The sequence below is a fragment of the Pedobacter aquatilis genome, from assembly GCF_032678405.1.
In the GTDB taxonomy this organism is placed as follows: domain Bacteria; phylum Bacteroidota; class Bacteroidia; order Sphingobacteriales; family Sphingobacteriaceae; genus Pedobacter; species Pedobacter aquatilis_A.
In genome coordinates this window covers 225,182-246,424 of sequence record NZ_JAVTSJ010000007.1, presented here as the reverse complement: position 1 = coordinate 246,424, position 21,243 = coordinate 225,182, and the positions used below count along the sequence as shown (strand labels likewise).

The following is a 21,243-nucleotide window of genomic DNA, read 5'->3' as shown; positions in this document are numbered from 1 at the left end:
GGTTTGAGTTAAACATATTTGTGCTTCGAAGTGTTGAATCAAAAAGAACAAATCATGAGCATTAAAGTAGCCCTGATCACAGGAGGAAGTAAAGGAATAGGTTATGGCATTGCCGAAGCCTTATTAAAAGACGGTTATAAAGTTGCCATTACGAGCAGAACAATTGACGCGGCGAACAGTGCTGCAGCCAGCCTGGTTTCGTTTGGCGATGTACTGGCTATTGAAGCCGATGTTAAAGATTTCAAATCGCAGCAGGATGCCATAAACCTTATCATTGAAAAATGGGGACAGTTGGATGTATTGATTGCCAATGCGGGTGTTGGTTATTTTGCACCAATTGATGAGTTTGATGTAACACACTGGAATGAAATTATCGATACCAATTTAACCGGTGTATTTTACAGCATAAAGGCATCTGTTGAAGAAATTAAACGGGTAAAGGGCACCATCATCACCATTTCCAGCTTGGCGGGCACCAATTTCTTTGCCGGTGGTTCAGCTTATAATGCCAGTAAATTTGGCCTTACCGGCTTTACCCAATCGGTGATGCTTGATTTAAGAAAATATGGCGTGAGGGTAAGTACCATTATGCCGGGATCGGTTGCCAGTCATTTTAACGAGCATCATCCTGATGCTGAAGCAGATGCATGGAAAATACAACCTGAAGACATGGGTAAATTAGTGGTTGATTTGCTTGCCATGCCAGCCAGAACACTCCCAAGTAAAATAGAGATAAGACCAACTACACCTAAGGGGTAGAAAAGATGGATGATGGAAGATGGGGAATGTAAGATGGAAAATGTAGACTCAATGATGTACTTTTCCATCATCCATCTTACATCATTACATTTTACATCATAAAAAAAGTCCTTTCAAATTAATGAAAGGACTTTTTTTATGATTCTTATAAGAATGCTTATTCAGCAACTACTTCAAAAGGAACCTGAACTTTAACTTCTTTGTGTAAGTTTAAGTTAGCGATATAATCACCAACAAATTTTGGTTCAGTTTCGAAAGTAATACGACGACGGTCAACATCAAAGCCTTGTGCTTTTAATGCTTCAGCAATCTGGATGGTGTTAACCGCTCCGAAGATTTTTCCGCTTTCGCCAGCTTTAGCACCGATAGAAAGTTTAACTTCAGTTAAACGCTCAGCAATACCTTCAGCATCTTTCTTAATTTTATCTTGTTTAAATGCAGCTTGTTTTAAGTTCTCAGCTAAAACTTTTTTAGCAGAAGCAGTAGCCAAAGCAGCAAATCCTTGAGGGATTAAATAGTTACGGCCGAAACCTGGCTTTACAGTAACTACATCATCTTTCTCACCAAGGCCTTTAATATCTTGTTTTAAAATAATTTCCATATTTCTGAGCCTCCTATTTTAATTGATCTGCAACGAATGGTAACAAACCGATGTGACGAGCACGTTTAACAGCCTGAGCCACTTTACGTTGAAATTTTAACGAAGTACCAGTTAAACGGCGTGGTAATAATTTACCTTGATCGTTAATGAATTTTAACAAAAAGTTTGCGTCTTTGTAATCAATGTATTTAATACCGTTTTTTCTGAAACGGCAATATTTTTTACGGTTATCCTCTACTTTAGGGGCAGTAACGTATTGAATTTGTTCTCTTGCCATTACGCTGCAACCTCCTTAGTTTTTTTGTTGAACGCACCGCTGCGTTTTTTAGCGTTATAAGCAACTGCATGTTTATCTAACCTGATGGTTAAGAAACGTAGCACACGCTCATCACGTTTTAATTGTAATTCTAATTTAGCAATCAAGTCGCCCGGAGCACTATACTCGGTTAAATTGAAAAATCCGTTAGATTTTTTAGCGATCGGATACGCTAATTTTCTCAAACCCCAATTGTCTTCGTGGACAATTTCGGCACCGCCATCAGTAAGAATAGCTTTGAATTTAGCTAATGCTTCTTTCGCAACTTCTTCTGATAACAACGGGGTTAGAACGATAACAGTTTCGTACTGATTCATTGTTATATAAATTTATTTTTTTAATCCCGAGGTATATTACGGGGATGCAAAAGTAATAATATATTTCTTAAAATCAAACCCTTAATCAGAAAAAGTTTGATGTTAATTAACTAATTACCAGCGGGATTATACAAACACACTATAAGCCACAAAAAAGGCCATCTTTTCAGATGGCCTTAATCAATTTAATATTTAACTGAATTAGCGAATTGCGATAGTTTTTAAAACTTCCTGGTTTTTAGATTTAACAACGAAAGTTAATTCTTTACCATAAGCTCTTCCTGTATTGAATTTCTTTACCAGTTTTGACTGATCAGTAAAAGTTTCACTGTAAAGCTCATCATTGTATTCGTTTAACACCTGAACTTCAATTGGTCCTTTATCAGTATTATTCAACGAAAGTGTAACGATGGATTTTTCTTGTGTAAATACCGGTTTTAAAACAGGTGTTACCTTTGGTGTTGATACCACAGCTTTATTGTTTGCAATTACAATTTTATATTCCGAAAACTGTACGTCTGAAGCAACATTTAAAGTGTACTCACCATCAGGTAATGCACTTAAATCGTAACTTTTTGCCGAAGCTCCTGTTGAATGAATGCTTTCTTCGAAAACGATCTGGCTATTTAATTCTCTAATTGATAAATTGATATCAGATGCTTCATCAATAGTAAAACGGATGGTTTTGCTATCATCACCTTTAACATTTAAGGTGTATACATCGTCGTTTGCATATGTTGCAGAAGCAGTAAACATTGTTGCTGCAATCAGGCTGATTTTTAATAGATTTTTCATAATCAATAATTTTATAGGGTTGCTAATTATTTGATGATGCTAAATTACTACAGTTTAATACACATAGTTGATTGCATATTTTCCAATATATATGCTATTTTACCCTCAAAAATCTGATTATGATATTAAACAAACAATAAAGTATATTTTTAAAGGTAATTTTGAATAGAAAATGAAAAAAATAAAGCCCAGTTTCGAAATTGTAGAGCCCTCTTTCGGGAGTTCGTTTTACTATTCAAAGTATACCGAAAACGAGAACAATAAGGCACACGTGTGGCACTATCATCCGGAGATTGAAATGGTATTTGTAAATGGCGGTGCCGGCAAACGCCAAATCGGCAGCCACGTTTCCTATTATACCGACGGCGATTTAATTTTAATTGGCAGCAACCTGCCACACTGTGGTTTTACCGATACCCATACCGGAAATAAAACAGAGGTGGTTATCCAAATGAAGCCCGACTTTTTAGGTGCGGAATTTTTAGCGCTTAAAGAAACCAGGGGGATTGCGAATTTATTTGAAAAGGCCAAATATGGGATTGCCTTTGGTAAAGACACCATGAAGCTTGTTGGCCCGGCATTGGAAAAAATGCATAATGCCTGGCCCCTGGAAAAACTACTGGCCTTATTGGGTGTTTTGCGGGAGTTAGAGCAGGCCTCTGATTATAAACTACTTAATGCACAAAACTTCTCGCTTGAAATGCAGGTTCAGGATAACGACCGGATCAACATGATTTTTAATTATGTTAAAGATCATTTCCTGGAGGAAATCAGCTTGGAACATGTTGCAGAGATGGCAAGCATGACGGTTCCTTCGTTCTGCCGCTATTTTAAAAAGATAACCAAGAAAACCTTTACGCGGTTTGTAAATGAGTACCGTATTGTACACGCCTCCAAGCTATTGGCTGAAAAACCGATCAGTATTGCCAATATTTGTTTTGAAAGCGGTTTTAATAATTTCAGTCATTTTAATAAGCTGTTTAAAGAATTTACGGGTAAAAGTGCTTCGCAGTACCGGCAGGAATTGAAAGCGGTGATTAAGTAATTTTTTTGTCTTAGCCAGACAGGCTTTTTCTTTTTGACAACAAAAAGAAACAAAACCGAGCATTTGCGAGCTCATTAATGCCTTTAAGAAAATAATAAAAGCTAATTAATAAATTGCCGGCTGAAAATTTTTGTATTTAAGTTTCTACTTCGGCTTAAGCAGTGGATCCCCAAAAATTTATTAGGCCGGTTTTAAGTGAAACGGAGATTTAGTACTAAGGCTTAGCAAGGCGAGTATATTAATTGACCATTGCAGTTTGATAATGCTAAAGATCATTTTCTGGAGGAAATCAGCTTAGAACATGTTGCAGAGATGGCAAGCATGACGGTTCCTTCGTTCTGCCGCTATTTTAAAAAGATAACCAAGAAAACCTTTACGCGGTTTGTAAATGAATACCGTATTGTACATGCCTCCAAGCTATTGGCTGAAAAACCGATCAGTATTGCCAATATCTGTTTTGAAAGCGGTTTTAATAATTTCAGCCATTTTAATAAGCTGTTTAAAGAATTTACGGGTAAAAGTGCTTCGCAGTACCGGCAGGAATTGAAAGCGGTGATTAAGTAGATAAGGGTTTAGGGTTTAGGCAAAATTGTTTAGATGCTTAGTTGTTTAATCAAATTTAATAATTGAAAACATTAAACGAACAACGGTAAACATGTTAGGCAAAGCGGATAACCAACTTTTCAACATTCCGGCTTTACAACCTACCAACTCAACAAAAAATTCCTATTTTCGTGCCGATGGAAAATTTTATTGTTTCAGCCCGTAAGTACCGCCCGGCAACGTTCGAAACCGTTGTTGGTCAGCAGCACATTACCGGCACATTAAAAAACGCCATTAAAAACAACCAGCTGGCGCAGGCCTTTTTGTTCTGCGGTCCGCGTGGGGTTGGTAAAACTACCTGTGCCCGTATCCTGGCCAAAACAATCAACTGTACAAATCCTACGGCTGAGATGGAAGCCTGCGGACAATGCGAGAACTGTGTTTCTTTTCAAACAGGTCATTCTTTCAACATTCACGAATTGGATGCGGCATCAAACAACTCTGTTGATGATATCCGCAGCCTGATTGAGCAGGTTAGAATACCGCCACAAGCCGGAAAATATAAAATCTATATTATTGATGAGGTTCACATGTTGTCGCAAAGTGCGTTTAACGCCTTTCTGAAAACACTTGAGGAACCACCATCGTACGCGATTTTTATTCTTGCCACAACCGAAAAGCATAAAATCCTGCCGACCATTTTATCGCGTTGTCAGATTTTTGATTTCAATCGTATTCAGGTTGAAGATATTTCAGGTCACCTGGCTACTATTGCACAGCGTGAGCAGATTGCCTTTGAACCGGATGGGTTGCATATTATTGCCCAAAAGGCCGATGGTGGTTTACGTGATGCGCTTTCGATGTTTGACCAGATTGCCAGTTATGCCAATAAGAATATCACTTACAAGGCCGTAATCGACAACCTTAACATTTTAGATTACGACTACTTTTTCAAGCTTACGGGTTATTTAACCGCAGCTGATGTAAGTAATACCTTGCTTTTGTTTGATGAGATCCTGAACAATGGTTTTGACGGAAATAATTTCATCAATGGCTTAGCTTCACATTTCCGGAACCTGCTGGTTGGTAAAGATGCCGCAACGATAAAGCTTTTAGAGGTTAGCGAAAACATTAAACAGAAATACCTGGAGCAATGCCGCCAAACCGAACTGTCGTTTTTGCTTACGGCCTTAAACCTGGCGAATAGTTGCGATCTAAACTATAAGAATTCCAAAAATCAACGTTTGCAGGTAGAGCTGGCGCTGATTAAGATGTGCCACATACGGTCGGTAGTAAACCTAGCCCAACAGCCTTTAAACCTTAATAACACAGCAACTGACGCAGATCAGGATAAAAAAAAAACTAATGTCGTAGCTGAAAAAGCGGAAAGCAGAGAACGGAAAGCGGAAAGCGAAGTTCCACAACCGATTAGTCAAATACCTGTTCCATCGCCTGCAGAAGATAAGCCTAAGGATTTACCAAGGGTCGCCCCTGTTCCATCGGCAACTTCGATCAGTATTAATATCCCCAAAAAGAATCCGGCCAGTACACTTATCCCATCGTTAAACGATCTGGAGCGTCTTGCTAATGGGGAAGAAGATTCAGGACCAAAGAAAGCTACGGGCGAGGCCAGGGAAACTTTTAGTTACGACAGGCTTCTGGAAGTCTGGAACGGTTACATCCAGATCCTGAAATCGACGGATAGAATTAACCTTTATACCATCCTCAATAATTTTGCGCCAACACTGGTTAGCCCTATTTTAATAGAAATCTCGGTTGAAAGTAAAACGCAGGAACAATTAATTACCCAGGAATCAGTTGAACTGATGAACTACCTGAGAAATGAATTGCAAAACTATGCGGTTGATATTATTTTCAAACAGGTAGAACGTAAGATAGAAAACAGGCTATATGGCAACAGGGAGAAATATGATTACCTGGTAAATAAAAACCCAAAGCTGGAAGAATTGCGCAGAAGGTTTAATTTAGATGTTAATCCTTAATAAAATTATGTTTTCAGTTCTCATCTGAAAACTGAAAACATTTACTGAAACTATTTTTGGGGTATATCATTAACCGGGTAACCTTCTTCATCCAAATCATCGCGGTTATCTTCGGGTGTGCGGGCAAGGATTTCATCCTCCGGATTTAGTTTTACACTTTCGCCGTTATCTACATGCATGCCCAGCTCTTCCAAATTATCTTCGGCAATTTCATCATTGCGGGCATATTCATCGCCAACATAAGGGTTCGCCTCGTCGTAAGTAGAATCATCATCAACGGCGCCGGCGGCTACCGTTTCATATCCCATCGGGTGATCATAATCTTTATCTGTGCCTTTAACATCGAGCTCGTAACTTTGTTTATGCTTATCGTATGATAAGTTTTCTTTATTTATTTCGCTGTTTTCTGTTGTGCTGTGTATTTTATCCTGCGAGCCTTTATTTTCGTTGGTAGCCATAATGGTGTCTCCTATTTTTAATTATAGTGTTATAACAAATGGATTGGAAGATGGTTTTTGTGAATGTGAGCTGTTTTATTAAACGAAATCTTAGGTATTATTGCAGGGCAAGAAATTCCTCCCGCAAATTTCGCTGATAAGCGCAGATTTTTTAATAGCACATCGTTTCGATTGTGTTAGTGAACCTGTTTTATTGTAAAGTTCAGGGGGCAAAAGAATTTCCCGCAGATTTCGCTGATTACGCAGATTTTTTAATTGCACATCATTTCGATTGTGTTAGTGAACCTGTTTTATTGTAAAGTTCAGGGGCAATAGGATTTCCCGCAGATTACGAAGATTACGCAGATTTTTTAATTGCACATCATTTCGATTGTGTTAGTGAACCTGTTTTATTGTAAAGTTCAGGGGCAATAGGATTTCCCGCAGATTTCGCTGATTACGCAGATTTTTTAATGGCACATCATTTCAATTGTATTAGTGAACCTGTTTTATTATAAAGTTCAGGGGCAATAGAATTTCCCGCAGATTACGCTGATAAGCGCAGATTTTATAATGGCACATCACTTCGATTGTATTAGTGAACCTATTTTATTATAAAGTTCAGGGGCAATAGAATTTCCCGCAAATTTCGCTGATAAACGCAGATTTTTTAATTGCAGATCATTTCTATTGTATTAGTGAACCTGTTTTATTGTAAAGTTCAGGGGCAATAGGATTTCCCGCAGATTACGAAGATTTTCAACTGCACGTCATTTCGACCGTAGTGGAGAAATCCTTTAAAGCAGCCTTAAATAAATATATAGTTATTTGAAAAGATCTCTCCGTTTCGTTGCACGCCAGTCGAGATGAGGTCATCAAAATAAGAAAAGCGCCCTGATTTTTACATCAGAACGCTTTTCGTTATAAATAAGAGTTAAACTTATAAACTTGCCAAAGCGGCATTTAATGTTCCGCTAGGGCGCATTGCTTGCCCTGCTAATTCATCGCTTGGGTTATAGTAACCACCAATTTCTTGTGGTTTACCCTGCGCACCGATTAATTCTTCATTGATTTTGGCTTCATTTTCTTTTAAAGCCTTTGCCAATGGAGCGAATTTCGCCTGCAATGCAGCATCTTTAGTTTGTGCAGCTAATGCTTCAGCCCAATATAAAGCCAAATAGAAATGCGAACCGCGGTTATCGATTGTACCTAGTTTTCTACCCGGAGATTTATCTGTAGCTAAGAATTTAGCGTTAGCCTCGTCTAAAGCATCTGCTAAAACCTGCGCTTTTGCATTGTTTTGTGTTTGCGATAAATGCTCTAAAGAAGCCTGAAGTGCTAAGAACTCACCAAGAGAATCCCAACGCAGGTAACCTTCTTCGATAAACTGTTCGATGTGTTTAGGGGCAGAACCACCAGCACCGGTTTCGAATAAACCGCCGCCATTCATCAAGGGAACAATAGAAAGCATTTTAGCAGAAGTTCCAAGTTCTAAAATCGGGAATAAATCTGTTAAGTAATCACGCAATACGTTACCGGTTACCGAAATGGTGTCTTCACCTTTACGGATACGATCTAAAGTAAATTTAGTTGCTTCAACAGGTGCCAGAATACGAATATCCAATCCTGTTGTATCGTGATCTGCCAAATACTTTTTCACTTTAGCAATAATCTGGCTATCGTGTGCCCTGTTTTCATCTAACCAGAAAACCGCTGGTGTTTCTGATAAACGAGCCCTGTTTACAGCAAGTTTTACCCAATCCTGAATTGGTGCATCTTTAGTCTGGCACATGCGGAAAATATCGCCCTGCTCTACTTTCTGATCGAAGAAAACTTTACCGTCAGCATCCGTAACGCGGATTATGCCAGTACCTGTAGCCTGGAAAGTTTTATCGTGCGAACCATACTCTTCAGCTTTTTGTGCCATTAAACCAACATTTGGCACTGAGCCCATTGTGGTTACATCAAAAGCGCCGTGTGCTTTACAATCGTCGATCGTTGCGGTATAAACACCTGCGTAAGAACGATCCGGAATCAATGCAATTGTATCCTGAGGTTTTCCTTCTTTGTTCCACATCTGGCCTGAAGTACGAATCATTGCCGGCATTGAAGCATCAACAATTACATCACTAGGCACATGCAGGTTAGTAATTCCTTTATCAGAGTTTACCATTGCTAAAGCTGGTCCGTTTTCAATAGCTTGTGCTAAAGCCGCTTCAACTTCTGCCTGTTTTTCATTTCCTGCAATTTTTGCATAAACATCGCCTAAACCATTACGGGTGTCGATATTTAATGAAGCAAACAGATCAGCATATTTTGCAAAAACATCAGCAAAGTAAACTTCCACAATGGCACCGAAAATAATCGGGTCAGAAACCTTCATCATCGTTGCTTTTAAGTGCGCCGATAATAAAACGCCCGCTGCCTTTGCTTCCTGAATTTCTTTGGCAACGAAGGTTTTTAATGCTGATAAGCTCAATGCCGAGCTATCAATCACCTCTCCTGCTTTTAAAGGCGATAAGCCTTTTAATTCAGTAACGGTACCATCAGCAGCTACAAACTCAATTTTAAATTGTGTAGCACTTTCGATGGTTGTCGATTTTTCAGAACCGTAAAAATCGCCTTCGCTCATGCTGGCCACTTTTGTTTTAGAATCTGCCGACCATTTACCCATTGAGTGCGGGTTTGCCTTTGCATAATTCTTAACCGCTTTCGGTGCTCTCCTATCTGAGTTACCTTCGCGTAAAACCGGGTTTACAGCAGAACCTAAAACTTTAGCATATTTAGCTTTAATCTCTTTTTCTTCTTCAGTTTGTGCGTTAGCCGGATAGTTCGGAACGGCAAAACCTTGTGCCTGTAATTCGGTAATTGCACCAACCAATTGCGGTATTGAAGCCGAAATGTTTGGTAATTTTATAATGTTTGCTTCAGGCGTTGTCGCCAGGCTTCCAAGTTCAGCCAAAGCGTCGCCAATTTTCTGATCGTCTTTTAAATACTCCGGAAAGTTTGCCAAAATTCTTCCCGCTAAAGAAATATCTCTGGTTTCTACATCAATACCTGCTGATGCGGTAAAAGCCTGCACAATAGGTAACAACGAATAAGTAGCCAGCATTGGCGCTTCATCTGTTTTGGTATAGATGATTTTTGATGTATTTGACATATTTTATTTGATTTTTACTGATTATTTAATGAAACAATAGGATTTTCGGCTAAAACCGGTCCTTTTTTTAAAATCGCCTAAAGATAAAAGAATCGATTGAATTAAGGAACACCGTAATGTTATTTATAAAACAGATTGCGCTTTTATTTCAACTATTTATACCGAAAGCTATTTTGTGAGGAAAGCGATAAAGCAATCGGGTAATATATTCGTTATCCGGTAATATTAGCCCAGTTTTCAGGTTATAAATTTTAGCAGCCCTTGGATTATTGTTTGCTAAAACATCTCACATTTTTCATTTGACGAACGCTTTTTGGCCAAACTTTTGTTTAGCATTTAAGCTCACATATCTATTTTAAACTTTAATTGAAATGACCGAACCTACCTTAGATCAACAGCTAAACTCCCGTAAATTCGATGAAGCTAAAAGCCTGTTACAGCAAGGCGAAAAACTCTCCAAAAACCTGCAAGACCATCAGAAATCTTCAATTTTCGACAACCTTATCCGCGAGAAGCAGTACGAAATCATAAACCTTATGGTAAAGGATAAAACCATTGAAACAGACATTTACGAACTGGATAATTTTGATAAAAGCATTTTTCAAAGCATAGTGCGTAACCTGGGCAATGATGAAGAGGATCTTGTTTTCGTTAATGCGTTCATTACACATTTCGACAACCTGAACGATGAAGTAAATGCCAAAACCTTACTGGGATATCTGCTCGAAAATGGTGTAGATTCAGCTATAATTAAAGCGGCCATTGATGCGGGCTGTTCTGCAAGCTTCAAAAATAACGCGGAAGAAAATTACCTGCACCAGGTGGTAAAAAGCAGTTTCAGAAGGTACAACCTAAATGATGAACAAACCACTGAACTTCTGAAAACTTATATCGATATTCTTGTTAATGAAGGCCTTGATATAAATGAAGGAAACATCATTCAGGAAACACCCTTAATTGCAGCGATTAAGTTTAATAAGAAAAACCTAATTCCACACCTGCTTGAAAAGGGTGCAGATCCTAACCAGACCGACCGGGAAGGGAATTCTGCGTTCTTCTATGCAGTAGCCCATGCACAGAGCGAAAATATTTACGATGCCTTGCGTGATGCAGCTACACCACATTTTGATCAGGTAAACAAAAGCGGTACAACATTATTATTTGAATATGTACGGATGATGTCGGACAGAGACAGCGGCATTGGTTTTCTTAAAAAACTGCTTGATGACGGAGCTGATCTGTATCAGGCCAGCAGCTGGTACAGTGCAGCAGTAACAGCCCTTGACATAATTGCCGAGAAACAGGCCGGAATTTTAGCTGCTGTTTTAGAAAGCGGGCTGGTAGAAATTAACCGGACCGACGATAAGGGAAATACCTTGCTGCATAAAGTTTGCGGTTTTAATGTCAACTACGAAGCTGACAAAGCCAAAGAAACTTATCGCAAAGTAAAGTTGTTAATTGAAAACGGAGCGGATACCACTATAAGTAACGATGCGGATAAAACGGCGCTCATGCTGGCTTCAGATGATAACCTTAAAATAAAAACTGTAGAACTTCTAATGAAACAATCTTAAAATATGTCGATGTCTTTTATAATTGCATGCGAAAGCGGCAAAAGGAAAATAGCCGAATTATTACTGGCAAACAATGAAGTTGAAGTAGGTTATACAGATGAAAAAGGCCGTACGGCTTTACATTATGCAGCCCATCATGGCTACCTTGACCTGGTTAAGATTTTAATAGCACGCGGTGCCGATTTAGATTACGAGGATCACGATGGTGAAACACCTTTTTATTTCGCGTGTTTACAAAAGCAAAAGCAAACTGCACTTTACCTGTTAGACCAAGGTGCACGTGTAGCTATAAAAGACCTTAAAGGCAACAGTCTGTTACATTTAACAGCGCAAAGCGGCCAAATTGAAATCCTGGAAAAGTTGCTTGATAAGGGACTGGAAGTTGATTTAGAAAACAATGAAGCCGAAACCCCGTTACTTATTGCTGCCGCCTGGCGGAATAAAGAGGTAGTTAACAAGTTGCTGGATTCGGGTGCAAACATTAACACCACAAACAAACAGGGTGATTCGCCTTTACTATTTGCGGTACGTTCTAAAAACACAGCAATGGTTGATTTACTTTTAGCACAAGGAGCCAGCATCAACCATATCAACCACAATGGGGAATCGGCTTTGCTCCTAGCCTGTTATGACGGGAACCGGATGCTCACGAAATCGCTGGTTGAAAAGGGGGCTGATGTTTTTGTATCCTCAAAAAACGGGCTATCGCCAATATGGTATGCCTGCGCAAACAATCAGAAAGAGCTTGTAGAATTATTTTTGCAGCATGGTGTAGATGTGAATTATGCCAAGCCGCTTTCGGGTAATGACGATTCGATGTATTCGTACCTGGAATGGGTAGAAAGCGCCAACAACATTTCCATTTCTGCCAGCTTTTCTTTCAACAATGATTACAATTACGGTGGTGAAAGCATGTTACATGTTGCCGCCAAAAGTGGCCACCTCAGTATGCTCAAATTACTGCTTGAAAAGGGAGCAAGTGTTAATATTCAGGATGAAAGCGGAAATACCGCCCTGCATTATGCAGCAGCCAACGGCAAAAAGGACGCCGTAAAGTTTTTACTGGAACATGCTGCAGATCCGGCTATGGTAAATGTTAAAGAGCAAAAAGCCATCGATTATTCGAACATTAAAGGCTTTAACGAAATAACGGAACTACTGCTTAAATTTGGTCCGGCTACATCGGCCCAAAAAACAAGCGAAACAGCACAGCAAAGCACCGCTCCACAACAAGACATCAGCACAAAGAAACAAGCACTACTTGATTTGAAAGAACTCCTTGATGCAGGTATTTTATCGCAGGGTGAATTTGATGCGGAGAAAACAAAAATATTGAGTAGCTGAGACAATGATTTTTCAGGGCAAGGGCAGATAAGGACAAACATATTTCTGTTTTATAGTGTTCTAAAGAAGCAATATCAATTATAACCCTATGAAAAAAGAGATTTTATATGCCCTGCTCCTATCGCCGGTATTATTTACTGCCTGTCAGTCGGGTTCAAGCACCCGGAATGAAAAAGATAGTATTTCAGGTGACACCACCGTAGAAACCTATACCGCCGAATTAAACCTGCCAGCTCCTGATGAAAAAGGCGCAAAAAGCAAGTTCAGCAAAGTAATTGGCTGGCCCGAGGGCAAAACACCCATTGCGCCTGAAGGATTTGTCGTTACGCGTTTTGCCTCGGCGATTAAAAGTCCGAGAAACACTTACATTGCACCAAATGGCGATGTATTGGTTGTGCTTACCAATTCGGAAAGAAGTACCGCAGAAGTAGTAGCCAATACCGTTACGGGTAAGGCAAAATCTGAAGTTCCGGGAAAAAGCGCTAATACCATTTTGCTCTACCGCGATGCGGATAAAGATGGAAAAGCAGAAACAGTAAGCACTTTCCTGAGTGGCCTCAACCAGCCTTACGGTATGCTTATCATCCGTGATAAATTTTATGTAGCCAATACGGATGGCCTCATGGTTTATCCATATAAAGCAGGCGACACTAAAATTACCGGAACGGGGAAGAAAATATTAAGTCTTCCTGCAGGCGGCTATAATAACCACTGGACACGTAACCTGATTGCCAACGCAGACAAGAGCAAAATTTACATCACTGTAGGTTCAGGAAGCAATGTTGGCGAAAACGGGATGGAGAACGAGAGAAGAAGGGCCAATATACTCGAAATAAACCCTGATGGTACCGGAGAAAAAATCTATGCAAGCGGATTAAGAAATCCTGTGGGTGTAGACTGGGCACCCGGTACGAATATGCTTTGGACAGCCGTTAATGAACGCGATGGCCTGGGCGATGAGCTGGTACCCGATTACATTACCAGCGTTAAGGAGGGTGCTTTTTACGGCTGGCCATTTTCTTATTACGGCCAAAACGAAGACCCGAGAATGAAAGGTAAAAATCCGGAGCTGGTAAAAAAAGCCATTGTTCCCGATGTACCAGTAGGCTCGCATACCGCTTCGTTAGGGCTTGCCTTTTACAAAGCCACAAAATTCCCTGCAAAATACCAGGGTGGCGCATTTATCGGGCAGCATGGTTCGTGGAACCGATCGGCGCTGGCCGGTTACAAAGTTGCTTTTGTACCTTTTAAAAATGGAAAGCCGAGGGGTAAACCCGAAGATTTTTTGACGGGGTTTATTGCCAATGCAGATAAAGGAGAAGTTTACGGACGTCCGGTTGGTGTAACTTTAAGCCCTGACGGGGCTTTACTGGTAGCCGATGATGTGAGTGGCGTTATCTGGAAAGTAGCTGCCAAATAAAGGGGCGGCGGTGCAGCTTAATCAGTAATATAGCTGAAGAAACCTTAAAGTATTGATAAATAAGCACTGAGATAACTGTGAATTAGAGATGAAGCGGACGTGGACTTGACACGGACCGGACACGGATATGATATGGACTTGAGGTGGACTTATGGCAGCAGGCCAGGAATTTGCTACCCTAACGTGATCATCTCTAATTTACAGATTTTAATTGTAATTTTATCGCAAGAAGTGAATTTACTTTTAATTTAATCCTCCTCCTAATCCGTTCCTTTTGAAAGCATTTTTTACCCTTATCCTGTCGCTTTTTGTTTTATCCGTTAACGCACAAGATTTAAAAACAGATACCATAAAAAAACTAAGTGATGTTGTAATTAAAGGTTATTACAATAAGCAGCCCTTACTGCGTTCGGTATCTGCCGTGAGCCTGATCGATAGTGGCATTTTCCAAAATCAGCAAAACAGCTCGCTGGTAAGCACTTTTAATACAGTTGCCGGGGTAAGAATGGAGGAGCGTTCGCCGGGAAGCTACCGGTTATCGTTAAGGGGCAGTTTGCTACGCTCCCCTTTCGGGATCAGGAATATTAAAATTTACCTGGATGATTTTCCCTTAACCGATGCGGGGGGAAACACCTATCTTAACCTCCTTGATGCCGGTACTTTAGGCACCATGGAAATTTATAAAGGCCCGGAAGCAAGTGTATTTGGTGCCAATACCGGCGGGACAGTCCTGATCAACACACCGGATATTGAAAATAAAGTTGAAGCCGCTTTAACAGCCGGTTCATATGGGTTATTTCATCAAACAGCAGGTCTGCAGCATCAGTTCAAAAATTATCGTTTCAGTTTTAACCAGGGCTACCAGAAAAGCGATGGTTACCGGCAGAACAGTGCGATGGACAGAAAATACTTTCAAAGTACGCAGCAGTGGAACTACACGCCATCGGGTTACTTAAAGGCATTTGTGTTCTATAGCGACCTTGCCTATAAAACCCCTGGCGGGTTAACAGCCGCACAAATGGAGCAAGACCCGAAGCTTGCCCGGCCAGCAACACCAACGATTCCCGGTGCCATTAGCCAGCAGGCAGCGATTTACAATAAAACCGTTTTTGCAGGCTTATCGAATACTTATCAGCTGAATAAAAATTTCAGGCATGTAATTGCTTTATTTACTACCTATACCGATTTTAAAAACCCCTTTATTACCAATTACGAAAAGCGTTATGAAAGCACGCTTGGCCTGCGCAGCTTCCTGGAATATGCCCGGCAAAGCGAAAATTTTAAATGGAATGCGCAGGGCGGAATTGAAAGTTCAGGCACGCGAACACAAGTAAAAAATTTCGCAAATAATGCCGGTAATCCTGCGGCAATGATGGCCTATGATGATTTGAAGGCCAACCAGAATTTTGCTTTCCTTCGTTTTAATTTCGACATCAGCAGCAAACTACTTATTGAGCTGGCATCGAGCCTTAATTTTTTCAACTATAAGTATGAAAGCTTCTTCCCGCAGGCAATTGGCGAGCAGAAACGCAAATTCAGCACGCAGGTTATGCCGAAGCTGGCCGTTTCGTACCTACTGAACAACAATATTGCTTTCCGTGCTTCTGCCAGCCGTGGTTACTCGCCACCTACGCTTGCCGAAGTACGTGCATCTGATAACAATATCAACAACAGTTTACAGGCCGAAAACGGTTGGAATTATGAATTAGGGTTAAGGTATAAAACAAAAGATAACCGCTTTTATGCTAATGCAAACCTGTTTCAATACCGTTTGCAGGATGCCATTGTACGACGCTTAAACCCGAACGATGCGGAATACTTTATCAATGCCGGCGGAACCAGGCAAAAAGGACTGGAACTTGAAACCTCTTTATGGCTGATCAAAAAGGACGGTGTTTTCTTATATGGCCTACAGCTTAGCAGCAGCTATAGTTACAGTCATTACCGTTTTGAAAATTTTGTGAGCGGAGCGATTGATTATTCGGGCAATAAATTAACAGGTGTTCCTGAACATGTAATTGTGAGCAGCCTTAACTTTCAGTTTACAAAGGGTTTCTACTTGTTTGCCCAGCATAATTATACTGCTGCAATTCCACTTAACGACGCCAATAGCGTATTTGCAAAACGTTATCATTTAGTTGAGGCAAAAGCAGGGGTAAGAAACCTCAGAATAGGCAGGGTTAAAACGGAGGTATTCGCCGGTATAAACAACCTGCTGAATGAAGCCTACAGCCTGGGCAACGATTTGAATGCGGCAAACAACCGCTATTTCAATCCCGCAGCCGGAAGGAACTTTTATGCCGGACTTTCGGTAAAACTGTAAGGAGCAGTATGGGTGGGTTTACATACTGCTCCTGATAGCTGAAGGCTTTAGTCATATCCCTGAACTATTGCATAAGGAAACCGCTATGTGACAAATTAGTTTGTGGCTTCTGCTGCAGGCACATTTGCTTCGGTAACCACAATTTCGATCGAATAACGCTTAGTACCATCTTTTGCTTCGTAAAAATTATTAACCAGTCTGCCTTCGATGGTTAAACGAGTTCCTTTTTTTATTTCCCTTTCTGCAAAATCGGCTTTGGCATTCCAGAAGGTTAGGGTAAACCATTGTGTGTTTTTAACTTCTTCGCCTGAAGTGTTTTTGTGGTAATCGTTTACGGCCAGCCTTACTTTTGCCAACTTCTGTGTTCCTGATAAGTTTTTAACTTCTGCATCGGCACCTGCAAATCCGCTTAGTACCACTTTGTTTGTTACACTTTCCATAATCTTTTTATTTAGTGCTTAATTGTTTAACGACCAGCAGTCACCACGACTACCGACAGGACAAAGTTGCAACAGGGCTAAAAGTTTATCCGGATATTAAATATTTATAGTCGTTTATAAACGTTTAAAAACGGATAATCGTTGATTCGAGAAAATAAAGGCTGATATTTTTTTGAATTAGTTTAACTTATTTTTTAAATTTAATGGTCATCCCATAATTATTATATCGTAGAATTATGGAACGCTTCTGTCTGGATTGCGGCGCCCCGATTAAGGGTAGGGCCGACAAAAAATACTGCGACGATTTATGTCGCAACAACTACAACAATCAGCTTAAAGCTGAGGACCAGTTAATGGTTAAGGAGGTAAACCGCATCCTTAAACGCAACCGGGATATTCTTGCCAAACTGAATCCTGATGGAAAAACGCGAAAAATAACCCGAAAGAAATTACTCGGCGAGGGTTTTAATATGGATTATTTTACTTCGGTTTATAAAACCAAAACCGGCAACAGCTATAATTTTTGTTATGAGTATGGCTTTCTCAGTCTTGCTGATGAGGAGTTTTTATTGGTGAAACGGGAGGAAAAATAATCCTGGTTCAGGCAAAACACTAAATTCAATAGGCTTAATTAACAGATCTACATCTAGTAAATTATCATTTTATGAAAAACCAAAGCACAGAGCTCGCTTACAGGGCTTTTAAACTGACGATCTTTTATATGCTGGTATTATTTTCGGTTGATGCTGTGGCACAGGACCAGATTGTAAGAAAAGCGCTTTTAACTGCAGATATCGGTGGCAGGCTAATTAAAAAAGTTGATGTGCGGGAAATAAAGTTTCGTGCGGGACAAAAAACGGCGCTTCACAAGCACCCCTGCCCTGTGGTAAACTATATTGTTTACGGGAAGGCCTACTATCAGGAAGAAGGTGGTGCATTAAAAACTTTAAAGGCAGGTGATGTAGTTTACGAGCCTGCTGACAAGCCGATTGTGCGCTTTGACAATGCTTCGAAAACTAAGCCCTTGATTTTTATCCCATATTATCTGATCAATGATGAAAAAGTATTAATTGAAATGCTGCCTCTAAAGCCGGAGGAATAAGAAAGGTTTTAGCAATTAGCCGGATGTTTATGTGTGTAAGTGCTGGTAGTAGGCTTGCCTTTTCGGCTACAAGGTGGGCTCAAAAAACGTATATTAATATTGCTTTAAACAGGTTATAAGGATGTTTTTTTTTGATATGTAAACATTGATAAGTTAAGTATATTTGAGGGATAGCGGTAATTTTAAAAACCAATGAAAGCAATTGAACGAAAAGCTCTTACAATTTTATCACTTATATTCTTGACAAGTTGCTCTCATTATATTATCAATGACCCTGGTTATACCCGACCACCGAAAAATTACAAATTCAGTTATAAAAAGAATTCTACTAAACTAACAAATAATGAAGTTTTAGACACAACAGTAGTTTACTATTTACATAACAGCAATTATTATAGAAATAGTAGCGAATATAAGAATAGTGACCATTATATTAGGTTTTATTCAGACGGTAGATTTAAATTACAAGGGACTAATGAGACACCTAAAACAGAAGACATAAATAATATTAACAAGGGGATAATTGGTTACTATAAACTGAAAGGAAGAGTTATTAAACTACAAATATATGGAAACATTAATGGCGGATCAGATCAACTACAATTTGGATTAATTGATGAAAAGGGAGATTTGATTTTACTTAATGAAAACCCAAGGACAAACTTTGGTATTGGATATTCAAAAGACGCTATTAAACGAAAAATAGCAAAGTCATCTTTTTTTAATCCTAAGAGATATGAAAAATTGAAAATTGATGGTATGACTTATGAAACTCCAAATTGGTAAAAATTCTACACCCAACAAGGTATTGCCAAAAGCGGGGCTGATTGCTTCGATTGAGGATTTGTGCGAATACGGGACAGGTGGTGCTAAAAGGCGCCATCTTCGGCAAGCCCCAGAACGGTAGGTGCAACCTTAAAGACCGACAAACAATGATTGAATTTTCAGTTGACAACTATAACATAACAGTATTCGTTGGACAGAAACCCGACATTTTAGACTTTTATAAAAAACACGCTGTTTTCATTGATGACAAAGATTTGAAAAATGAAGGAACTGAAGTTTACATTATTATTTCAAAAGGCTTCTCAAAACCAGAAACGACTATTATTGCTTTTAAGACCGACCCAGTTGGCTATGCTGGATTTAAACCTGGACTGCATTACGAAAAAGAAAATCAAACATTATTTATTGGAGCAGGGACAATAATCAAGACACTCAGGCTAACGGACAACAAAATAATTTTTGAGAAAAATAGCGGTATGGGTTTTTGGGGCTGGACAAAACACGAAGACTTTATTTTACAACAAGAAGAAATCGACTTTGGTGTTTTTAGCTTGAAAGGTGAGCAATTATGGGAGGCATTTGTTTCTCCACCTTACGACTTTGAAATGAAAGAAGATAAAATCATACTAAAATTTGACGACATTGTAGAAACAAGATTATTACTAACCGGAGATAAAGTATGAAGGCAGTACCTAATAGCGGTTTGGCAAAATGGCGGGTTCAATGCTAAATTCAAGTTCAGTTTTTTTATTGAACTTTTGTGCAAAACTGAACATTTGTGCTTCGATTTCAGCCACTTCGCCAAGCCCCCTGCCCATTACCAATAATGCTATGACAGACTACGAACTTAAAAATATCGACCCAGACGACATTAACGATTTACTCGTTAAAGTTGAAAAGTCATTTGCCATTAAGTTTAGCGACACCGAACTAGTGCATATTTCGACTTTTGGAGAACTGTGTGACCATATTGTAAATAAAATTCAACTTGACAATGCGGATGATTGCACAAGCCAACAAGCGTTTTATAAGTTACGTGACGCAATTTCATCGACACTTCAAATAGACAAAAAAACAATTTCTATAAACTTTCCCCTTGCTGACTTTTTACCAAGGGAAAGCAGACGTTCTCGGACTAAAAAACTGGAAGAGCAATTAGGTTTTAAGCTTCATATATTACGACCGCCAAATTGGGTGACAGGGACACTTGTCATTATACTTCTTGCTTCTCTCGGTGGACTTTACTTTAATTGGCAAATTGGACTTTTAGGACTTATGTTTTCTATAGCAGGACTTTGGTTTGCAAATAAAATCGGAAACGAACTTGACTTACAAACGTTTGGACAAGTTGTTGAAAAAATGACAAGAGAAAATTATATAAAGTCAAGACGAAACCCAAAGACATTTAATAAAAATGAAATTGAAAAAGTATTGACTGACTGGTTCAGTAACGATTTGGATTTAGACAAAAGTAAATTAACCAGAGAGGCGAAATTTGTACGACGACAGAAGAAAGCACTATTGGTAACACCGTATTGACAATAGCCGGGCTGAATGGTTTCGTATCAACGGAAGTGCAAAATTCAACTTCTGTTCTTCGATTAAAGTTCAGTGCTAAAAATCCAGCCTATCGCCAATACGCGGCACGTTAACAGCAATAATAATTACAACCATAGATATGATAACTGCTTTATTTGCTTTGGGATTCGCATTTATATGGGCAATTACAATTGTTCATCCGCCTTGGCACAAAATTTTGCGTAGAAAACAAATTTTTAAAACTTTATTTCTTGCAAGTATCATTTCATCGGGATTATGTATAGTTCTTTATAAAGGCGATTTAGAAAAAAGTGAAAAGACATTAGTTTTTGGATCTTTTTATCTTCTAATCTTTTTAATATTCTACAAGTTAGTGGATAATTATATCTTAAAAAAATTCAATCGTCATTTATACTTTTCAGTGAAATATAATTCTGTTTGGAACGATGAAGAATCTGATATTTCTACATCTTTAGAAAGTTTATTCCAATTTTTCCTTGTAATTATTCCGCTATTATTTTGTTGGTTTTTAAGCTGGTTAATTTTAGACTTTTTACCCCATTACTGCTGTTAAAAGCGGTTTTGCTATTTTTTGGACGATAGGCGATATGCGAGTTCATTAATTATTTCTTAAGTTAGTGCTACAGCTAATTGCGATAAGTAATATCAAAAATTTACGAAACTACAAAACGTTAGCGGCAACTCTTTGACGACAATGCGAACATTAACTGACGGTGCT

General features: G+C 39.2%; 21 protein-coding genes. 14 read left to right on the top strand and 7 right to left on the bottom strand.

What is annotated here, in order from left to right:
* Positions 1 to 54: 54 nt before the first annotated feature.
* Entirely contained in the window at positions 55 to 759 is a 705-nt protein-coding gene (locus tag R2R71_RS19075) for an SDR family oxidoreductase (protein WP_316832879.1), read from the top strand.
* Positions 760 to 916: 157 nt separating this feature from the next.
* Here the strand turns inward: R2R71_RS19075 and rplI are convergent, their stop codons facing one another.
* The 4 genes from rplI to R2R71_RS19055 form a co-directional block, all read right to left on the bottom strand.
* On the bottom strand, positions 917 to 1,360 hold the full coding sequence (gene rplI, locus R2R71_RS19070; protein WP_316832878.1) for a 50S ribosomal protein L9: 444 nt from the start codon (positions 1,358 to 1,360) through the stop codon (positions 917 to 919).
* A 13-nt stretch (positions 1,361 to 1,373) separates the two neighbouring features.
* Positions 1,374 to 1,637, bottom strand: coding sequence for a 30S ribosomal protein S18 (gene rpsR / locus R2R71_RS19065; RefSeq protein ID WP_056093004.1), 264 nt, complete (start codon positions 1,635 to 1,637; stop codon positions 1,374 to 1,376).
* Positions 1,637 to 1,993 carry a 30S ribosomal protein S6 gene (gene rpsF, locus R2R71_RS19060; RefSeq protein WP_188412345.1) on the bottom strand — a complete coding sequence of 119 codons (357 nt, stop codon included), beginning with the start codon at positions 1,991 to 1,993 and terminating at the stop codon, positions 1,637 to 1,639. Before rpsF ends, rpsR begins: the two co-directional genes overlap by 1 nt.
* Before the next feature lie 201 nt (positions 1,994 to 2,194).
* Positions 2,195 to 2,788: a hypothetical protein gene (locus tag R2R71_RS19055; RefSeq protein ID WP_316832877.1), complete on the bottom strand. Its 594-nt coding sequence runs from the start codon at positions 2,786 to 2,788 to the stop codon at positions 2,195 to 2,197.
* A gap of 172 nt (positions 2,789 to 2,960) precedes the next feature.
* Between R2R71_RS19055 and R2R71_RS19050 the strand changes: the two genes are divergently transcribed.
* From R2R71_RS19050 to R2R71_RS19040, 3 genes are all read left to right on the top strand, one after another.
* The gene (locus tag R2R71_RS19050) at positions 2,961 to 3,833 is read left to right on the top strand and encodes an AraC family transcriptional regulator (RefSeq protein WP_316832876.1); all 873 of its coding nucleotides are present in this window, start codon (positions 2,961 to 2,963) and stop codon (positions 3,831 to 3,833) included.
* Positions 3,834 to 4,082: 249 nt separating this feature from the next.
* Positions 4,083 to 4,397 (top strand): helix-turn-helix domain-containing protein, encoded by a 315-nt coding sequence (locus tag R2R71_RS19045; protein ID WP_316832875.1) that lies wholly within the window; start codon positions 4,083 to 4,085, stop codon positions 4,395 to 4,397.
* Between the two features lie 176 nt (positions 4,398 to 4,573).
* Entirely contained in the window at positions 4,574 to 6,379 is a 1,806-nt protein-coding gene (locus tag R2R71_RS19040; RefSeq protein ID WP_316832874.1) for a DNA polymerase III subunit gamma/tau, read from the top strand.
* A gap of 50 nt (positions 6,380 to 6,429) precedes the next feature.
* Here the strand turns inward: R2R71_RS19040 and R2R71_RS19035 are convergent, their stop codons facing one another.
* Together R2R71_RS19035 and R2R71_RS19030 are read right to left on the bottom strand one after the other, a co-directional pair.
* On the bottom strand, positions 6,430 to 6,837 hold the full coding sequence (locus tag R2R71_RS19035) for a hypothetical protein (protein WP_316832873.1): 408 nt from the start codon (positions 6,835 to 6,837) through the stop codon (positions 6,430 to 6,432).
* Between the two features lie 919 nt (positions 6,838 to 7,756).
* Positions 7,757 to 9,976: an NADP-dependent isocitrate dehydrogenase gene (locus R2R71_RS19030; protein WP_316832872.1), complete on the bottom strand. Its 2,220-nt coding sequence runs from the start codon at positions 9,974 to 9,976 to the stop codon at positions 7,757 to 7,759.
* A gap of 371 nt (positions 9,977 to 10,347) precedes the next feature.
* Between R2R71_RS19030 and R2R71_RS19025 the strand changes: the two genes are divergently transcribed.
* From R2R71_RS19025 to R2R71_RS19010, 4 genes are all read left to right on the top strand, one after another.
* Positions 10,348 to 11,550 carry an ankyrin repeat domain-containing protein gene (locus R2R71_RS19025; protein WP_316832871.1) on the top strand — a complete coding sequence of 401 codons (1,203 nt, stop codon included), beginning with the start codon at positions 10,348 to 10,350 and terminating at the stop codon, positions 11,548 to 11,550.
* A 9-nt stretch (positions 11,551 to 11,559) separates the two neighbouring features.
* Positions 11,560 to 12,894 carry an ankyrin repeat domain-containing protein gene (locus tag R2R71_RS19020; RefSeq protein WP_316832870.1) on the top strand — a complete coding sequence of 445 codons (1,335 nt, stop codon included), beginning with the start codon at positions 11,560 to 11,562 and terminating at the stop codon, positions 12,892 to 12,894.
* A gap of 88 nt (positions 12,895 to 12,982) precedes the next feature.
* Positions 12,983 to 14,314, top strand: coding sequence for a sorbosone dehydrogenase family protein (locus R2R71_RS19015; protein WP_316832869.1), 1,332 nt, complete (start codon positions 12,983 to 12,985; stop codon positions 14,312 to 14,314).
* Positions 14,315 to 14,588: 274 nt separating this feature from the next.
* A complete protein-coding gene (locus R2R71_RS19010) occupies positions 14,589 to 16,637 on the top strand; it encodes a TonB-dependent receptor (RefSeq protein ID WP_316832868.1) in 2,049 nt (682 codons plus the stop codon).
* A gap of 95 nt (positions 16,638 to 16,732) precedes the next feature.
* Here the strand turns inward: R2R71_RS19010 and R2R71_RS19005 are convergent, their stop codons facing one another.
* On the bottom strand, positions 16,733 to 17,077 hold the full coding sequence (locus R2R71_RS19005; protein ID WP_316832867.1) for a single-stranded DNA-binding protein: 345 nt from the start codon (positions 17,075 to 17,077) through the stop codon (positions 16,733 to 16,735).
* A gap of 236 nt (positions 17,078 to 17,313) precedes the next feature.
* On the opposite strand from R2R71_RS19005, the gene R2R71_RS19000 reads away from it, so the two are divergent.
* The 6 genes from R2R71_RS19000 (at position 17,314) to R2R71_RS18975 (ending at position 21,078) form a co-directional block, all read left to right on the top strand.
* A complete protein-coding gene (locus R2R71_RS19000) occupies positions 17,314 to 17,670 on the top strand; it encodes a hypothetical protein (RefSeq protein WP_316832866.1) in 357 nt (118 codons plus the stop codon).
* Positions 17,671 to 17,741: 71 nt separating this feature from the next.
* Complete coding sequence (locus R2R71_RS18995; RefSeq protein ID WP_316832865.1) at positions 17,742 to 18,179, top strand: hypothetical protein; 438 nt, start codon at positions 17,742 to 17,744, stop codon at positions 18,177 to 18,179.
* A 192-nt stretch (positions 18,180 to 18,371) separates the two neighbouring features.
* Complete coding sequence (locus R2R71_RS18990; RefSeq protein ID WP_316832864.1) at positions 18,372 to 18,965, top strand: hypothetical protein; 594 nt, start codon at positions 18,372 to 18,374, stop codon at positions 18,963 to 18,965.
* A 146-nt stretch (positions 18,966 to 19,111) separates the two neighbouring features.
* A complete protein-coding gene (locus R2R71_RS18985; protein ID WP_316832863.1) occupies positions 19,112 to 19,648 on the top strand; it encodes a hypothetical protein in 537 nt (178 codons plus the stop codon).
* 148 nt (positions 19,649 to 19,796) lie between these two features.
* Positions 19,797 to 20,504 carry a hypothetical protein gene (locus R2R71_RS18980; RefSeq protein WP_316832862.1) on the top strand — a complete coding sequence of 236 codons (708 nt, stop codon included), beginning with the start codon at positions 19,797 to 19,799 and terminating at the stop codon, positions 20,502 to 20,504.
* A gap of 139 nt (positions 20,505 to 20,643) precedes the next feature.
* Complete coding sequence (locus R2R71_RS18975) at positions 20,644 to 21,078, top strand: hypothetical protein (protein ID WP_316832861.1); 435 nt, start codon at positions 20,644 to 20,646, stop codon at positions 21,076 to 21,078.
* The last annotated feature ends 165 nt before the right edge of the window (positions 21,079 to 21,243 follow it).

Bases quoted from the DNA above. Each gene is read 5' to 3' on its own strand.
- R2R71_RS19075 (WP_316832879.1), top strand. From the start codon at position 55: ATGAGCATTAAAGTAGCCCTGATCACAGGAGGAAGTAAAGGAATAGGT.
- rplI (WP_316832878.1), bottom strand. From the start codon at position 1,360: ATGGAAATTATTTTAAAACAAGATATTAAAGGCCTTGGTGAGAAAGAT.
- rpsR (WP_056093004.1), bottom strand. From the start codon at position 1,637: ATGGCAAGAGAACAAATTCAATACGTTACTGCCCCTAAAGTAGAGGAT.
- rpsF (WP_188412345.1), bottom strand. From the start codon at position 1,993: ATGAATCAGTACGAAACTGTTATCGTTCTAACCCCGTTGTTATCAGAA.
- R2R71_RS19055 (WP_316832877.1), bottom strand. From the start codon at position 2,788: ATGAAAAATCTATTAAAAATCAGCCTGATTGCAGCAACAATGTTTACT.
- R2R71_RS19050 (WP_316832876.1), top strand. From the start codon at position 2,961: ATGAAAAAAATAAAGCCCAGTTTCGAAATTGTAGAGCCCTCTTTCGGG.
- R2R71_RS19040 (WP_316832874.1), top strand. From the start codon at position 4,574: ATGGAAAATTTTATTGTTTCAGCCCGTAAGTACCGCCCGGCAACGTTC.
- R2R71_RS19035 (WP_316832873.1), bottom strand. From the start codon at position 6,837: ATGGCTACCAACGAAAATAAAGGCTCGCAGGATAAAATACACAGCACA.
- R2R71_RS19030 (WP_316832872.1), bottom strand. From the start codon at position 9,976: ATGTCAAATACATCAAAAATCATCTATACCAAAACAGATGAAGCGCCA.
- R2R71_RS19025 (WP_316832871.1), top strand. From the start codon at position 10,348: ATGACCGAACCTACCTTAGATCAACAGCTAAACTCCCGTAAATTCGAT.
- R2R71_RS19020 (WP_316832870.1), top strand. From the start codon at position 11,560: ATGTCTTTTATAATTGCATGCGAAAGCGGCAAAAGGAAAATAGCCGAA.
- R2R71_RS19015 (WP_316832869.1), top strand. From the start codon at position 12,983: ATGAAAAAAGAGATTTTATATGCCCTGCTCCTATCGCCGGTATTATTT.
- R2R71_RS19005 (WP_316832867.1), bottom strand. From the start codon at position 17,077: ATGGAAAGTGTAACAAACAAAGTGGTACTAAGCGGATTTGCAGGTGCC.
- R2R71_RS19000 (WP_316832866.1), top strand. From the start codon at position 17,314: ATGGAACGCTTCTGTCTGGATTGCGGCGCCCCGATTAAGGGTAGGGCC.
- R2R71_RS18995 (WP_316832865.1), top strand. From the start codon at position 17,742: ATGAAAAACCAAAGCACAGAGCTCGCTTACAGGGCTTTTAAACTGACG.
- R2R71_RS18990 (WP_316832864.1), top strand. From the start codon at position 18,372: ATGAAAGCAATTGAACGAAAAGCTCTTACAATTTTATCACTTATATTC.
- R2R71_RS18985 (WP_316832863.1), top strand. From the start codon at position 19,112: ATGATTGAATTTTCAGTTGACAACTATAACATAACAGTATTCGTTGGA.
- R2R71_RS18980 (WP_316832862.1), top strand. From the start codon at position 19,797: ATGACAGACTACGAACTTAAAAATATCGACCCAGACGACATTAACGAT.
- R2R71_RS18975 (WP_316832861.1), top strand. From the start codon at position 20,644: ATGATAACTGCTTTATTTGCTTTGGGATTCGCATTTATATGGGCAATT.